The sequence below is a fragment of the Ralstonia flaminis genome (genome assembly GCF_958415495.1).
Classification (GTDB): Bacteria; Pseudomonadota; Gammaproteobacteria; order Burkholderiales; family Burkholderiaceae; genus Ralstonia; species Ralstonia flaminis.
This window is the reverse complement of the sequence record NZ_CATZLL010000001.1, coordinates 315355-329557: the sequence shown is the minus strand read 5'-3', so window position 1 is coordinate 329557 and position 14203 is coordinate 315355. Positions and strand designations below refer to the sequence as shown.

The window sequence follows — 14203 nt, the reverse complement described above, 5'->3', positions numbered from 1 at the left end:
CGCAATCCTCGGCTTCTTCTCTCCACCATGCTTGATATCCAACTGCTGCGCAAAGACATCGACGCCGTCGCTGCGCGCCTCAAAGACCGCGGCTACGTGCTCGACGTGGCAGGCTTTGCCGCGCTCGAAGCGGAACGCAAGGCCATCCAGACCCGCACCGAAGAGCTACAGGCTCGCCGCAACAGCCTGTCCAAGCAGATCGGCATGCTCAAAGGCAAGGGCGAGGACGCATCGGCCGTGATGGCCGAGGTGTCCGGCATTGGCGACGAGTTGAAGGCTTCGGCTGCGCAGCTCGACGTGGTGCAGGCCAAGTTGCAGGATCTGATGCTGTCGATCCCGAACGTGCCGCACGAAAGCGTGCCGACCGGTCGCGACGAAACGCAGAACGTGGAAGTGCGCCGTGAAGGCACGCCGCGCGCGTTCGACTTCCCGGTCAAGGATCACGTGGATCTGGGTAGCGCGCTTGGGCTGGATTTTGACGCGGGGGCCAAGCTGTCGGGCGCGCGATTCACCGTCCTCAAGGGGCAGGTGGCGCGTCTGCATCGTGCGCTTGCGCAGTTCATGCTCGACACGCACACGCTGGAGCACGGCTACACCGAGGCCTACGTGCCTTACATCGTCAACGCCGCGTCGATGCGTGGGACCGGCCAGCTGCCGAAGTTCGAGGAGGACCTGTTCCGCGTGCCGCGCAAGATGGGGCACGGCGCTGAAGATGAGGCGGGTGAGCACGTCGAGAACTTCTATCTGATCCCGACCGCCGAGGTGCCGCTCACGAACCTCGTGCGCGACGAGATCGTCGCTGCAGATGCGTTGCCGATGATGTTTGCCGCGCATTCGCCTTGCTTCCGTTCCGAAGCCGGCTCGTACGGCAAGGACACGCGCGGCATGATCCGCCAGCACCAGTTCGACAAGGTCGAGATGGTGCAGGTCGTACAGCCCGAAACGTCGTTTGCCGCGCTGGATGCCATGACGAACTGCGCGGAAAACATCCTGCGCAAGCTCGAACTGCCGTTCCGCACTGTTGTGCTCTGCACGGGCGACATGGGTTTCGGCAGCACCAAGACGTACGACATTGAGGTGTGGATTCCGGCGCAGAACACGTACCGCGAAATCAGCTCGTGCTCGAACATGGGCGACTTCCAGGCGCGCCGTATGCAGGCCCGCTTCCGCAATGCGCAGGGCAAGCCGGAGCTGGTGCATACGCTCAACGGCTCGGGCCTCGCCGTGGGCCGTACGCTGGTGGCCGTGCTGGAGAACTACCAGAACGCGGATGGCTCGGTCACGGTGCCGACCGCGCTGCGTCCTTACTTGGGCGGCCAGGAAGTGCTGAAACCTGCAGTTTGATGGAAGTTGCGTCGCCCTCTTGATATGGGCGGCGAAACTCTGTTATAGTCGCGGTTTCGCGATTCAGCGACCCAGTTACCGGAGAGGTGGCAGAGTGGTCGAATGTACCTGACTCGAAATCAGGCGTACCGGCGACGGTACCGTGGGTTCGAATCCCACCCTCTCCGCCAGCATGTCCAGCGCTCCCGTCAAACGGAACCTGGTTCGAAAAAGCCCCGCCAATGGCGGGGCTTTTTCGTTTACGCGTTCTCGGCGTTACTCCCGGGTGGCGCGTTGGCGGTCCCGCCCAATTCAGCCACTCATCGCCCCCAACACGCTCATGATTTCCTCTGCGAGCAACAGGCTCGCAAGGCCATGTCCGTGCTTCTCTCGGCGGACCAGGGACAGGGCGTTCTTGCTGAAGGCCCGGTCGCGGATCTGCCGGTAGGTCAGCAGCTCCTGGCGATGCTCCTCTGCAATGTCGAATCGGCTGAGAAACGCGATGCCCTCGCTCGCGGCAGCCAGGCGCTTCATCGTCTCGATCGAGTTGGTTCGGAAGGCCGGCTCGACGTCCAATCCCGCTTCTGCGAACGTATCTGCAACGATGCCGTGCATCAGCATGGACCGGTCTGCGAAGATCAGCGGATACGAAGTGCAGAAGGCCAGCGGTATCGATTCCATGCGCGCCAATGCGTGCTTGGTTGAGATCACCGCCCCGAGGCTCGTGTCCATTTCCCACAGGCTTTCGAGTTGTGGCGAAGGCGGCAGGTTAAAGCCGAGGCCCAGATCGGCTTCCCCGCTGATGAGTGCATCAGCGATTTCGCGCGTGGACATCACGCGGATCGAAATCTGAATGTGCGGGTGGCTCGCACAGAAATTCGTCGCAGCGGTGGAGGCGATGCCGCTGGCCAGGCCCGTCACCGTTGCGATGATGACTTCGCCTTTCTGCAGCGTCTTGAGATCGCGTATCTCCGCTTCAACCTGACGGTACTCGAGGATGGTCTTACGCACGTGGGCGAGGAGGATCTCCCCCGCTGGTGTGGGCCGCAGCCCGCGCGGCAAGCGCTCGAACAGTGGCTCGCCGATCTCCTCTTCCAACTGCAGCAGGTGCTTGTTGATTGCCGAAGGGGCGATGTGCAGCTTTTCTCCTGCGGCACGGATCGAGCCGGAACGAGCGATCTCGTCGATGTACCGAAGCAACCGTGAATGCAGCATGTGAGCCCCCTCCTAAGGTTGGATTGAGCGTACTCGAAAAGTGCGCACTCCGTGCGAAAAACGCTTCTTTTTGGAAACGCTGACTTCGGTCTTAATGGCACCAGTCGCAGCCGCAAACGCGCGTTGCAGTGCGGCAAAGACAGATCCAAACCAATTGAGGAAGCGTCAATCATGTACCAAGAAGTCAGCGGACGAGGCGTCACGGCGGCAGGCACAACGCAGAGCGAAGTCGATGCCCACTATGACCAGGTGAGAGCGATCTTTGATGTGCTCAACGGCAAGAAAGAGGCCGATCTTCTCCTGAAGAATCTGAACATCCTCGATGTGCATAGCGAGTCGGTGTATCAAGGGTCCATCCTCGTCTACAACAAGCGCATCGTTGCGTTGAACCCCGACGAGACGGCCATCAAGGTGCGCGAGGTGTTTGATGGAGAAGGTCTCTATGCCATTCCGGGCCTGATCGATGCGCACGTTCACTTCGAAGCCCAGTTGGCGCATCCGGCCGCCTTTGCTGAGGCCATCGTCCCCTGCGGCACGACCACCATCTTCTCGGAATGCCTCGACTTCGTGAGCGCGGCGGGCGACGAAGCGGTGCAGGCCACCGAGCAACTGTTCAAGCACCACGAACGCCTGCCGTATCGGGTGTTTGCCTTTGCGCCGGGCAAGAAGACGTCTGTGGAAGTGACCGACGCCTTGCTGAAGATGGACCCGATGATCGGCCTGGGCGAACTGGCGCATCTGACCTACAGCGTGGGCAACGACGACGACTTCCGCAAATCGGCCCTGGGGCGCGCCAAGGGCGGCTTCATGAACACGCACTGGGGCGTGACGACGCTGTCGGACATGATGCTGAACTACATGCCCGCGATCGGCGCCTTTGCCAACCACGATGTGTGGAAAGAAGACGATATCGAGAAAAGCGTGCGCTACGGCCTGCAGACGCAAATCAAGTTCGGCGTGGGCAGCCCCGAAGTGATCAAGATCATGCTGCGCGCCATCGTCAAGCGAAAGTGGCCCGCCGAGAATTTCCAACTCTGCGCCGACAACATCTCAGTCGACCGTCTGCTGACCAAGGGCCACATGGACTGGATCGTCTCGCTGTGCGCGGAGATGGGGATCGAGCCGATCAAAGCGATCAAGATGGCGACGCTCTACACGGCGCGCGCATTCCGCATGGACAACAAGTTCGGTTCGCTCACGCCGGGCCGCTTCGCCGATATCGTGCTGACTGACAGCCTGTCGAAGATCAACCCGCGCTTCGTCTTCAAGGACGGCGAGCTGGTGGCCAAGGATCGCAAGCTGCTGAAGCAGGCTGACATCGATTACTCCGGCATGGTGAAGAAAGCGGTGCCGGGTCTGGGCGACCTGACGCCAGAGCAACTGGACATCGTTCCGCTGGAAATCTCGGCAGATGGTCAGCAGGCGAAGGTGTACCTGTTCGACGTCTACGGTCGCGGCCACGAAAAGTTCTTCCAGGAAGTATGGGTGCCGTACCGCGATGGCACGGTCGTTCCTGAATTCGGGGGCGTCAATCTCAACCGCATCTCGGTTGTGCAGCGTTACGCGAAGGGCAAGCGCCACGTCGTCAATGGCCTGTTCAAGGGCGTGCATATCGATCGGGGCGCGGTGGCGACGTTTTGGCCGGCACCCAAGGCGTACTTCGTTGCCGTGGGGCAGGACAGCACGGAAATGTGCCACTGTCTCAAGGAGGTCGACGGCTATGCAGGCGGCTGCGTGGTCACCGAGAACAAGCAGGTGAAGGCCGTGCTGCCGCTAGAGATCTATGGCGTTCAGGCCAACATGAACCTGACCGAACTGCTGGCGGCAACCCGCGACATTGACGCCTCCCTGGCGGCGATGGGCAACCACAACGAAGGCGAGCCCGTGGTGAACAAGCTGCTGACCTTGTTCATCTCGCTCGACCGCTTTGGTTTCATGGTTTGATGAGGCGCCGATAGCAAAAAGCGTATCTGCCGGGGGTTAGACCCCGGCGGCCTGGGGAGCAAAGAACAAAAGCGGCGACCGTCGTCGACAGTCACGAACGGCACCGTACAAGGCGGGCAGACAACGGAGGGACAACCATGGCACACCACGCAAGGGAAGCGGAAGTCATTGATACCGGCAGCCTGACACGGCGCTGGTTCACATACGTCGTTGGTATTTACATACTGACCCTGGGGATCAGTCTGGCCATCCGGGCCGGCATCGGCATCTCGCCGCAAAGCAGTCTCACTCGCACCATGACGCTGGTGTACCCGCCGCTCAGCCAGGGCACGTACAACTTCATGCTCGAGCTGTTGATGCTGCTCCTTACGTATCTGGTCGCGCGCAAGGATTTCACGGTGAAGAACTTCGCGGCGTTGATCCCGGCATTCGTGCTGGCGACGTGCCTGGACTTGAACCTGCTGCTGACGAAGTCGATCGGGGTCCAGGACTACTACATGAAGTTCCTGTTGCTGGTGTTTGCTGATGCGTTGCTCGGGTTCGGCCTGTTCCTGATGATTCGCGCCAACTTGGTGCTCATGCCGATCGACATGTTCGTCAACACGCTGTTCAAGCGGACCGGCTTCAAGTGGGGTGACATCAAGACGAGTTTCGACTGCACGCTGCTGATAATCAGTGCGGCAATCGGCTTCGCGCTGCTCGGCGGCCCCAAGTTCATTCGCGAAGGCACGTTCATGAACGCGATTTTGGTGGGGCAGTACATCAAGCTCTATTTCTTTCTGTTCCAGAAAATCAAGACGGCGGTTTCGTCCTACCAGCAAAGAGCGCTGGAACATCGAACTTACTGATCCCGGAACCGGGGGATGTGATCACCCGCGCGCCGCTTGTGGCGCGCCCTGCGGTACCTGATCAGCCGCCGCGCGACAGGCTTCGACTCCTGTCCTGAGCGCTTTCGGCTGCGCCTGCCATGACCCCAATTTTGAGACGTCGAACACGACGTCGGGGGTCGCTCGTCCTTAAAAAAATCAGAAGAGGTCACACCATGCTGAAAAAAATCTGCTGGATTGCCGCAACCATCGCCGCGATGGCGATCGGCGCTCAGGCACACGCGCAATCCAGTGTGCAGTTGTACGGAATCGTCGATACCTGGGTCGGGGTTCAGCGGTACCCGGGCAAATCGGCCGTCTGGCAAGAAGGCGGTGGTGGAATGTCGACTTCATTCTGGGGGTTCGGTGGCAAGGAGGATCTGGGCGCCGGCTATAAGGCCATTTTTGCGATCGAGGGATTCTTCCGCCCGCAGAACGGCGCCTCCGGTTCCTTCAACGGTGATCCGATGTTCTCGCGCAACGCCTATGTTGGGCTCTCGACCCCCGCAGGCACGATCACGCTTGGGCGTCAGAGCAGCCTGCTATATCTGCAGGCGTGTCAGTTCAACCCGTTCTATGCGTCGTTCACGTTCTCGCCGACCATTGTCCAGATGTACGCGGGGCTGGGGACGTATCCGGCGTACAAGACGGACCAGGGGATCATTGGCGGCACCGCCTGGAGCAATGCCGTCCAGTACGCCACACCCGAACTGCACGGTTTGACCGGTCGCGCCATGTACGCGTTCGGCGAGAGCGGCACGGGCAATGGCAGCAAACAGTATTCGGCGCAGCTGTCTTATCAGAATGGTGGTTTCGCCGCTGGCGGCGTGTATCAATACGCGAACTTCAACTCCGCAGCGGGTGACCTGAACGGGTTGATCAGCGGATTGCACAGTCAGTCAGCAGCCCAGTTGGCTGCGTCGTATGAATGGTCGGTCGCCAAGTTCTACGGCGAATACACGTACACGAACAACAACGTGATCAACAAGAACTTCCACGTGAGCATGTTCGAGGGCGGCGTGACGATTGCGCTCGGCACCGGTAAGGTGCTCGCTGCCTACGCGTACTCACGCGATTCCGGCGGGCTCAATCAGACGCGCCGGACTGCGTCGCTGGGGTACGACTATCCGCTGTCCAAGCGCACCGATCTCTACGCGGTGTATATGCTCGACCGCTTCTCCGGGATGTCGTCGGGCGAGACTGCGGGCGTTGGGATTCGCGCCCGGTTTTAGGAAGGACTCGCCGCTCCGTCACAATGGGAAAAGCCCATTGGCCGTGAGACCAAAGGGCTTTTCGTTTGTCCTGCGTTGTGATGAATCTGGCTGGGCGGCGCTACAGCTTCTCAGACGCGACGTGCTTGGCTTGGGGTAGCGGATTGCTGTCGAAGTGCGAGCCCGCGGCAAGCTCCGAGAGATGATGAATCTTCGGGTCTCGGTGCGTGTCTGGCCCATCCTGCGGATCAAGGAACGACATTGCCGTGCGCCGCCGCAACACATGGGAATCACGCGATTGCGCTTGCGACTCGCGCCACAGTTCGGCAGTGAACTTGAGTCCAGCGCGCAACGCGTGCGCGCTTTCCTGCTTGCCCTTGCGTTGATCGGAGACGCGCTCGATGCCTTTCTTGACGACCTCTTCCAAGAAGGTGATCCGCGCACGGTAGTAGTCTGCATGCATCTGCGCGTCCATCACGCGCTGTTCCGCCTGATACAGCTCCATGCGCAGCTCGTTCAGCGCACGCTCAGCCTGCTTCTCCGGAGAGGGAGCATGGTTCATCGCCCAGTGTGCAATCCATCGCAACATGGTGAGGCCCTCCTGTCTTGCAAGTGGTCATCCACTTGTTTGAAGGCATCGATTGCTACCGCGCGCGTTGATCGGAAGCGATCGTCTGCTTGCAAAACAGACTACCAAAAAAAATCACGACGGTTGAGGATGATTGCAAACACGCCTGTTGCGAAAAGGTGGCATGGTCCTTTTGGGGGAGAGGCGCGCGGCGGATGTTCTGGTCTGATAAGTGTTTGCCTCATGCCGAAGCCGCTGCCACGGCAGGTTCGGCGGCAATGCAACCGATTGCGCTAAGCGCCAAGCCGGTTTGCGAGCTCTTCCATGTCAGTCACGTTACAGTCGAACGTCGGATCCGGCGTGACATCGACGGCAATACCCGGCCCGAACTCCAGCGGCCGCGCGATGAATGCCGTCCGAAAACCCTGTGCACGGGCCGCCACCAGATCGTACTTGTGCGATGCGACCATCATGATTTCGTCGGGTGCCACACCCAGCGAACGGACGGCGAGGGCATAGACCTTCGGGTCGGGTTTGAACGACTGCACGAGTTCGCCCGTGAGGATGGCGTCAAAGGGCAGGGCCCCATGCCGCGCAATCCGGATCACCGAAGCCATGCTGCCGTTCGAGAGCGCCGCCGTTAGATAGCGAGAGTGCAATCGGCTGAGACCGCGCTGGGTATCCGGCCAGGGGCGCAAGCGGCTCCAGGTTGTGTTGAGCGCATCGCGGTCTTCCGCGCTGACCTGCTGGGCCCACGGGTAGTCGGTCAGCAGCGTATCCAGTGCTTCGCGATAGATCGTGTCGGTGGAAATCCAACCCCGTTCCCCGGCCAGGAACGCGTCCATGCCGGCGCGGTAGCCTGCACGCCAGCGCGTGATGACTTCCGGCCAGTCGGCATCGAACTGGCGGCGTGCCGCCAACGCTTCGCCGGCTTCGATGAGCGGCGTGGTGAAATCCACCAGCGTGCCCTGTACATCAAAGCACAGCGCTTTCAATGAAGACGGATCGAAGGTCATGCGTGGCTCCCTGGAAACACGCGCGGCAGGTTTAACGGAACCGGTACGTGAGCGATGCCATGGCCGTGGTCTGTTGGCGGCGCTGCGTGATCGGGCTGTCGGCGGCGTCTCCACGCAGGCGCGCCACGGTGAGCGAGCCGTTGGCGGTCCAGCGGTCATCCAGCTTGCACGTGACGATGGCGTTGAAGTGGATGTCGCGCACACCAGCGTGCGTGGCGAACACCGGCAGGCCTGACGCCGCGCTTTGGCCCCCATTCACGCCGAAGAAGGTGCGCATGTATTGGCCGTTGGTCCACGACACGCCGGAGCCGAGGCTGAAGAGCCAACGGCCGAGCGGGGCGCTGGCGTACACGTCGGCATTGGCGATCAGGCCCTGACGGTTGCCCAGGATGTCCTGCTCGGCGTCGGTGGAGAGCGTCAAGAACGACACGGTGTATTGCGCGAACGCCTTGGCGCGCACCGTGGCGTTGACATTGCCGAGACCATTGAGGCGCGCGTCGTCATGGACATGGCGCCAGGTCGGATCGAACTGGAAGTTGCCACCCACCTGCCACGTGTCGTCGTTGGCGAGGTAGGCGCCCAGGAAGTCCATGCCTTTTGAGAAATACCGGTGCTTGTATTCGATCTCCTGATCGATCCACGGGAATACGAAGCTCGATTTCGCGCCAGGGTATTTCGGTGCCACATAGACGGACGGGCCGACGGCGATGCTCCAGTCGCTGGGTTCCGCGCCAGCGGCGGGCATGGTCTGGGCTGCGGCGATGGAGCTGGTCAGGGCCAGCAGGCAGGCAAGCGCGAAGCGGGGCAGAGCACGCAAAGAGAGCATGGAATCGAGCAGGTGAGCATCAAGGAAAAAGCGGTGGGCACGCCATTCTAGTGGAATCATCCGTACGGTCGATGACACTGCAAACGTTGGCTCAACCGGGTAGTGGAGGCGACGTTACATTTGTCACCGGCGCGACATGGGCAGGTCGCCGCGCAGACATACGGCGGGCATAGCGTGACCGGGCCGCCTCATGGCGGTATCCCAGAGGAGAATCCCGTGTCCCCGAAGAAACACCTCGCTCTCGCTGTGCTCTCCACGCTTGCATGTGGCCTGTCTGCGCATGTGTATGCCGATGACGATGATGCGCGCCACGCGCACGCCAAGCATGTCCTGCTGATTTCGGTCGATGGTCTGCATCAGTCCGATCTTGACTGGTATGTCGGCAACCATCCGGGCTCCACGCTCGCGCGCCTCGTGCATCAGGGTGTGAGCTATCGCAACGCCCGCACGCCGTTCCCGTCCGACTCGTTCCCCGGCATGGTCGGCCAGGTAACCGGCGGCAACCCCAAGACCACGGGCATCTACTACGACGACGAATACAGTCGCAGCCCGCTCCCAGCCGGCACCTCGGCCGCCAACTGCCGCACCACCAAGCCGGGCGCCGAGGTGTTCTACGCCGAGGTCATCGCCAAGGATCTGAACCGTCTCGACAGCGGCCAAGGCATCCCAGGCCTGTATGCGGATCTTTCGAAGATCTCGCAATTGACCGGCCACGCACAGGACCTGATCGCCCCGGCCTTCTTGCCGGTCTCGCCCATCACGTGCGCGCCGGTGTATCCGCATCAGTACCTGAAGGTGAATACGGTGTTTGAAGTCGCGCGCAAGCACGGCCTGCACACGGCCTGGTCGGATAAGCACGCGGCCTATGAAATCCTCAACGGCCCGAGCGGCCAGGGTATCGACGACTTGTTCGCGCCCGAGATCAACAGCTCGGTAACCGACCCGTCGCTGCCCGGTGGCCCCGGCCCGGACTGGACCAAGGACAACACCAACACGCAGCGCTACGACAGCTTCAAGGTGCAGGCCGTGCTGAACTGGCTCAAGGGCCATGACCACGCCGGCAATGGCACGCCGGGCGTGCCAGCCATCCTGGGCATGAACTTCCAGGCTGTGTCTACCGCGCAGAAGCTCAACACGTCGAGCTACTACCCCGATCCGTCCAACACCGCCAACAAGGTGACGGGCGGCCTGGGCGGCTACACCAACAACGGCACGGTGCCGGGCCCGGTGCTGCAGAGCGCGCTGACCTTCGTTGACAACAAGCTGGGCGAACTGGTCAAGGCGACTGACCCGTCCAACACCGTGGTGATCGTGTCGGCCAAGCATGGTCAATCGCCCAGCAGCCGCGCGGACCTCACCATCGTCAACGATGGCGACATGATCGACGCGCTCAACTGCGCGTGGGAAAAGTACGCCGCCACCTGCAAGGATGCGACCAAGCCGCACCTCGTCGCGCATGCAATGGATGACGACGGTATCCTGCTGTGGCTGAACGACCGCTCAGCAGCCGCGCTGCGGTTCACCAAGCAGTTTCTGCTGGGCTACTCGGGCACGGGCGTGGGTTCGGACGCCGCGGGCAACGCAACGTCCAAGCCATTCACGCAGGCCGGCGCGAGCCGCTTTGTGGTGGGTGAGGAAGTGGCCGATCTGTTTGGTGTGAAGCCGAGCGATGACCGCTTCCCCGACGTGGTCGGCATCGCACAACAGGGCACGGTGTGGGCGGGCAGCAAGCTGTCGAAGATCGCCGAACATGGTGGCTTCCGTCAGGAGAACCGCCATGTGCCGATCGTGGTCTGGGGTGCTGGCATCAATGCAGGCATCGTGGATGAGCACGTCGATACCAACCAGATTGCGCCGACCATCCTGAGTGAGTTGGGTCTCAAGCCCCACGAGCTGCAGGCAGTACAGATCGAAGGCACGAAGCGTTTGCCGCATCTGCATTGATGCGGTTTCAGCAGGCATAAAAAACGCCGGGAACTTCCCGGCGTTTTTCACAGCGCGATCGCCTTATTGCTTGGCGGGTTCAGCGGCCTTCGGTGCCGAAGCAGCATCGGACTTCATTTCCGACTTGCCTTCAGTCTTGTGTGCGGCTTTCTTGTGCGCGTGGTGCTTCTTCTCGTGCTTGGCTTCAGCCTTCGGGGCGGAAGCGGCATCGGTGGTCGCCGTCGTCGCAGCAGCAGCGGCCGGTGCCGGTGCAGCAGCCGGTGCGGACGCGGTGCCAGCTGCGAACACGGGGGCGGCAAAGGCACCAGCAACGATCAGAGCGGCCAGGGATTGAGCGACTTTCATGTGAGACTCCTTGAGGATATTGCGGGACTTCAGATACATGGATCTCGTCCCATGTGCGATCCATGCCTCCAAAAACGCTTCATATCGTGAGGGCGTGCACCGCTGTTTGTAAGCGTTCTTCCCACGATGTAAGCGCGCGTAACAATGTAGAAAGCGTGTCACGCGATGTCCGTCAATCTTTGTTGAGGCGCATCAACGCGCCGATTCGCTCACCGGCGTATCGTCAGGCTTCAGGTGGACATTGGCCTGCACCTGCACCACACTGCGCGGTGATGCGCGGGTCATCCCGATGCTGGGGTCGCGCGTTGAATGGCAGTGGCGAGGGACGCATTGGGTCACGTCCCATCCCGTTACCGGGTGCGCCGCATCTTCGTTTTTTCATAAGGACAATACGATGAACAAGCTCCTGGCTGCCCTCGTGGCAGCAGTCTTCAGCGCCGGCGCATTTGCGCAGGCTTCCGCCCCGGCCGCTCCGGCTGCACCCGCTGCAGCACCCGCCGCCGCGGCCCCGGCAGCAGGCGAGAAGAAGGCACACCACCACAAGAAGAAAAAGAAGAAGCACGACCACCGTCCGAAGATGCAGAACCCGAGCGAGTTCGGCAAGGGCGGCTAACCGGTTCACCGGTTTTTCTGCACACCAAGGCGCCGGCCCCCGAAAGGGGGTCGGCGTTTTGCTTTGGGTGGTCTGCCGCGCTGGGGGCGAAATCGCGCTAAAGTCGCTTGACTTAGAGTGCGCTCTAACTTCTAAGCTCCGTTCATGACCACTTTCCTGACCATCGCCCAAGTTGCAGAAGCCACCGGCCTGTCGACGCATACGCTGCGCTACTACGAGCGCATCGGCCTGCTCGACAGCGTGCAGCGCAAAGACAACGGACACCGCGTCTTCCGTACGGAAGACATGACGTGGCTCGCTTTCCTGCTGCGCCTGCGCGACACCGGCATGCCGATCGCGCAGATGCTGCAGTACGCAGCGCTGCGGCGGCAGGGCGACAGTCTGGAGAGTGTGTCCGCGCGCCAACGCATGCTGGAGTTGCATGCGCAGGCGCTGGAAGCGGAGCTGCGTGCGCGGGCCGAAACGCTGGCCATGCTGCGCGAGAAGCTCGTCATCTACGACGGCATCCGTGCCCGCATTGCCGCCGCAGACAGCGCGCCGGGTTCCGCTTCCTCATCTCGAAAACCGAAACGCCAATCGAACGAGGACGCACATGACTCAGATCGCACAAGCCGCACCGCAAGCCGCAAACCACGCCAACCTGCATGACGAGCGCTACGCCCGGGGCTGGCAAAAGCTCAAGGAAGTCGATGACGTGGCCGGCGAGCGCGTGGTCGAGGCCATGGCCGACATCTCGCCCGACCTTGGCCGCTACATCGTCGAATTCGGGTTTGGCGACGTCTACAGCCGCCCGGGGCTGACGCTGCGCGAGCGTGAGATCGCCACCATCGCCGCGCTCACGGCGCTGGGTAACGCGGCGCCGCAGTTGAAGGTGCACATTGCGGCAGGGCTCAACGTGGGGCTCACGCGCCACGAGATTACCGAGACGATTCTGCAGATGGCGCTATACGCGGGCTTTCCGGCGGCGCTCAACGGCATGTTTGCCGCCAAGGACGTGTTTGCCGCTCACGATGCCGAGGGCGCGGTGGGCGGGTCGATGCGTCGCGACACCAGCAATTGATCGATGCGGTGGTTGTCGATGTCGAGCACTTCAATATGCAGCGGCCCGATGTCGACGCTTTCGCTCTTCTTGGGAATGCGCTTGAGCGCGTAGATGACCAGTCCGGCGATGGTTTCAACGTGGTGCTCGCCGGGCAAGTCGTCCAGATCGAAGGCGCGCTTGACGTCGCCCAGCGGCGTAACGCCGTCGATCAGGCATGAGCCATCGTCGCGGCGCACGATCTGCTCGTCTTCGCCCAGGTACAGGATGTCGCCCATCACCGCGCCAACGAGGTCGTCGAGCGTGACCACGCCCACCACCAGCCCATATTCGTTGACCACCGCACCAAAGCGCTCGTGCATCTCGCGAAACCGCGCAAGCGCCTGCGACAGGTTGAGCGTGTCGGGCAGGATCAGCAGGTTCTTGTCGTAGTACTTGCCGAGGTTGCGGATCACGGCGGACGATTCTTCCGACAGGATCTGCTGCAGGATGTCCTTCGAGGCGATGAAGCCGAGCACCGAGTCGATGTCGTCGCGGCAGACGAGGTATTCGGCATGCGGTTGCGCGATGATCTTCAGCTTGATGGATTCCAGCGGCTCGTCGATGGTGAAGTAGACGACCTCGTCGCGCACGGTCATGACCGAGGTGACGGTGCGCGATTCCAGCTCGAATACGTTTTCGATCACAGCCAGTTCGTGCTTGCGTAGCACGCCGGCTTCCGCACCGGCGCCCACCATGGCGGTGATGTCTTCGGTGGTGATCTGCTCAACGCGGTGCGTGGGCACACCCAACAGCTTCAGGAACAGATCCGCCGCGCCGTTGAATAGCCAGACCACCGGCCGCAGCAAGCGCAGGCAGGCCTGAATCGGGCCGATGATGCCCAACGCGCAGCGCTCGGGGTAGAGCACTGCCAGGCGCTTGGGCAGCAGGTCGGCAAACAGAATGAAGAGTCCCGTCACGATCATGAAACCGGCGATGCTGGCAACGCGCTCGGCGCGGGCGGCCGGTAGCCAATCACCCAGCCACGCGGCCAGCGGCCCCGATATATGGCTGTCGCCGATGACACCGGCAAGGATTGCCACCGCATTGACACCGATTTGCACCACGGTGAAGAAGTTGCCGGGCATGTCCTTGAGCTGCAGCACGCGCAGGGCGCGGGTGTCGCCGTCGTCGGCCAGCGCTTGCAGGCGAATGCGACGCGAGGCAGTGAGCGCGATCTCGGAAGCAGAGAAGAAGGCGCTGATCAGGATGAGCGCGACAAGGATGAAGGCGGACATGGTGGCGGGGCGGGCG

The 14203-nt window shown here is 61.8% G+C and carries 13 protein-coding genes, 1 tRNA gene and 1 pseudogene; 9 read left to right on the top strand and 6 right to left on the bottom strand.

The features are described 5' to 3' along the window. Positions 1 to 27 precede the first annotated feature (27 nt). Both serS and R2N11_RS01525 read left to right on the top strand, forming a co-directional pair. The gene (serS, locus tag R2N11_RS01530) at positions 28 to 1344 is read left to right on the top strand and encodes a serine--tRNA ligase (protein WP_199031590.1); all 1317 of its coding nucleotides are present in this window, start codon (positions 28 to 30) and stop codon (positions 1342 to 1344) included. A gap of 80 nt (positions 1345 to 1424) precedes the next feature. Beyond that, positions 1425 to 1514, top strand: a tRNA-Ser gene (locus R2N11_RS01525). Between the two features lie 121 nt (positions 1515 to 1635). On the opposite strand, the gene R2N11_RS01520 is transcribed toward R2N11_RS01525, so the two are convergent. Next, positions 1636 to 2538, bottom strand: coding sequence for a LysR family transcriptional regulator (locus R2N11_RS01520; RefSeq protein ID WP_199031591.1), 903 nt, complete (start codon positions 2536 to 2538; stop codon positions 1636 to 1638). Positions 2539 to 2709: 171 nt separating this feature from the next. Between R2N11_RS01520 and R2N11_RS01515 the strand changes: the two genes are divergently transcribed. The 3 genes from R2N11_RS01515 (at position 2710) to R2N11_RS01505 (ending at position 6580) form a co-directional block, all read left to right on the top strand. Then, on the top strand, positions 2710 to 4482 hold the full coding sequence (locus R2N11_RS01515) for an amidohydrolase family protein (protein WP_316679871.1): 1773 nt from the start codon (positions 2710 to 2712) through the stop codon (positions 4480 to 4482). Positions 4483 to 4619: 137 nt separating this feature from the next. Then, positions 4620 to 5330 carry a YczE/YyaS/YitT family protein gene (locus tag R2N11_RS01510; protein ID WP_316679870.1) on the top strand — a complete coding sequence of 237 codons (711 nt, stop codon included), beginning with the start codon at positions 4620 to 4622 and terminating at the stop codon, positions 5328 to 5330. A 194-nt stretch (positions 5331 to 5524) separates the two neighbouring features. Further along, positions 5525 to 6580: a porin gene (locus R2N11_RS01505; RefSeq protein WP_316679869.1), complete on the top strand. Its 1056-nt coding sequence runs from the start codon at positions 5525 to 5527 to the stop codon at positions 6578 to 6580. 376 nt (positions 6581 to 6956) lie between these two features. Here the strand turns inward: R2N11_RS01505 and R2N11_RS01500 are convergent. The 3 genes and pseudogenes from R2N11_RS01500 to R2N11_RS01490 form a co-directional block, all read right to left on the bottom strand. Continuing rightward, a pseudogene (locus R2N11_RS01500) lies at positions 6957 to 7148 on the bottom strand (hypothetical protein); the annotation flags it as partial. Positions 7149 to 7420: 272 nt separating this feature from the next. After that, entirely contained in the window at positions 7421 to 8143 is a 723-nt protein-coding gene (locus tag R2N11_RS01495; protein ID WP_316679868.1) for a haloacid dehalogenase type II, read from the bottom strand. 31 nt (positions 8144 to 8174) lie between these two features. Next, entirely contained in the window at positions 8175 to 8969 is a 795-nt protein-coding gene (locus R2N11_RS01490; protein ID WP_316680025.1) for a MipA/OmpV family protein, read from the bottom strand. Between the two features lie 216 nt (positions 8970 to 9185). Here R2N11_RS01490 and R2N11_RS01485 point away from each other — a divergent pair, with 216 nt between their 5' ends. Next, positions 9186 to 10913 (top strand): alkaline phosphatase family protein, encoded by a 1728-nt coding sequence (locus R2N11_RS01485; RefSeq protein ID WP_316679867.1) that lies wholly within the window; start codon positions 9186 to 9188, stop codon positions 10911 to 10913. A 63-nt stretch (positions 10914 to 10976) separates the two neighbouring features. Here the strand turns inward: R2N11_RS01485 and R2N11_RS01480 are convergent, their stop codons facing one another. After that, complete coding sequence (locus R2N11_RS01480) at positions 10977 to 11258, bottom strand: hypothetical protein (protein ID WP_199031597.1); 282 nt, start codon at positions 11256 to 11258, stop codon at positions 10977 to 10979. 394 nt (positions 11259 to 11652) lie between these two features. Between R2N11_RS01480 and R2N11_RS01475 the strand changes: the two genes are divergently transcribed. The 3 genes from R2N11_RS01475 to R2N11_RS01465 all read left to right on the top strand — a co-directional run bounded on the left by R2N11_RS01475 (position 11653) and on the right by R2N11_RS01465 (position 12931). Next, entirely contained in the window at positions 11653 to 11871 is a 219-nt protein-coding gene (locus R2N11_RS01475) for a signal peptidase (RefSeq protein WP_316679866.1), read from the top strand. 144 nt (positions 11872 to 12015) lie between these two features. After that, complete coding sequence (locus R2N11_RS01470) at positions 12016 to 12519, top strand: MerR family transcriptional regulator (protein WP_199031599.1); 504 nt, start codon at positions 12016 to 12018, stop codon at positions 12517 to 12519. Then, positions 12464 to 12931, top strand: a complete 468-nt coding sequence (locus tag R2N11_RS01465; RefSeq protein ID WP_199031600.1) for a carboxymuconolactone decarboxylase family protein — start codon at positions 12464 to 12466, stop codon at positions 12929 to 12931. Before R2N11_RS01470 ends, R2N11_RS01465 begins: the two co-directional genes overlap by 56 nt. On the opposite strand, the gene paeA is transcribed toward R2N11_RS01465, so the two are convergent. Then, positions 12877 to 14187 carry a polyamine export protein PaeA gene (gene paeA / locus R2N11_RS01460; RefSeq protein ID WP_199031605.1) on the bottom strand — a complete coding sequence of 437 codons (1311 nt, stop codon included), beginning with the start codon at positions 14185 to 14187 and terminating at the stop codon, positions 12877 to 12879. The two genes, R2N11_RS01465 and paeA, sit on opposite strands and share 55 nt — an antisense overlap. Between the last annotated feature and the right edge of the window lie 16 nt (positions 14188 to 14203).

Coding starts and splice junctions, on each gene's coding strand:
- serS (WP_199031590.1), top strand. CDS start 28: ATGCTTGATATCCAACTGCTGCGCAAAGACATCGACGCCGTCGCTGCG.
- R2N11_RS01520 (WP_199031591.1), bottom strand. CDS start 2,538: ATGCTGCATTCACGGTTGCTTCGGTACATCGACGAGATCGCTCGTTCC.
- R2N11_RS01515 (WP_316679871.1), top strand. CDS start 2,710: ATGTACCAAGAAGTCAGCGGACGAGGCGTCACGGCGGCAGGCACAACG.
- R2N11_RS01510 (WP_316679870.1), top strand. CDS start 4,620: ATGGCACACCACGCAAGGGAAGCGGAAGTCATTGATACCGGCAGCCTG.
- R2N11_RS01505 (WP_316679869.1), top strand. CDS start 5,525: ATGCTGAAAAAAATCTGCTGGATTGCCGCAACCATCGCCGCGATGGCG.
- R2N11_RS01495 (WP_316679868.1), bottom strand. CDS start 8,143: ATGACCTTCGATCCGTCTTCATTGAAAGCGCTGTGCTTTGATGTACAG.
- R2N11_RS01490 (WP_316680025.1), bottom strand. CDS start 8,969: ATGCTCTCTTTGCGTGCTCTGCCCCGCTTCGCGCTTGCCTGCCTGCTG.
- R2N11_RS01480 (WP_199031597.1), bottom strand. CDS start 11,258: ATGAAAGTCGCTCAATCCCTGGCCGCTCTGATCGTTGCTGGTGCCTTT.
- R2N11_RS01475 (WP_316679866.1), top strand. CDS start 11,653: ATGAACAAGCTCCTGGCTGCCCTCGTGGCAGCAGTCTTCAGCGCCGGC.
- R2N11_RS01470 (WP_199031599.1), top strand. CDS start 12,016: ATGACCACTTTCCTGACCATCGCCCAAGTTGCAGAAGCCACCGGCCTG.
- R2N11_RS01465 (WP_199031600.1), top strand. CDS start 12,464: ATGACTCAGATCGCACAAGCCGCACCGCAAGCCGCAAACCACGCCAAC.
- paeA (WP_199031605.1), bottom strand. CDS start 14,187: ATGTCCGCCTTCATCCTTGTCGCGCTCATCCTGATCAGCGCCTTCTTC.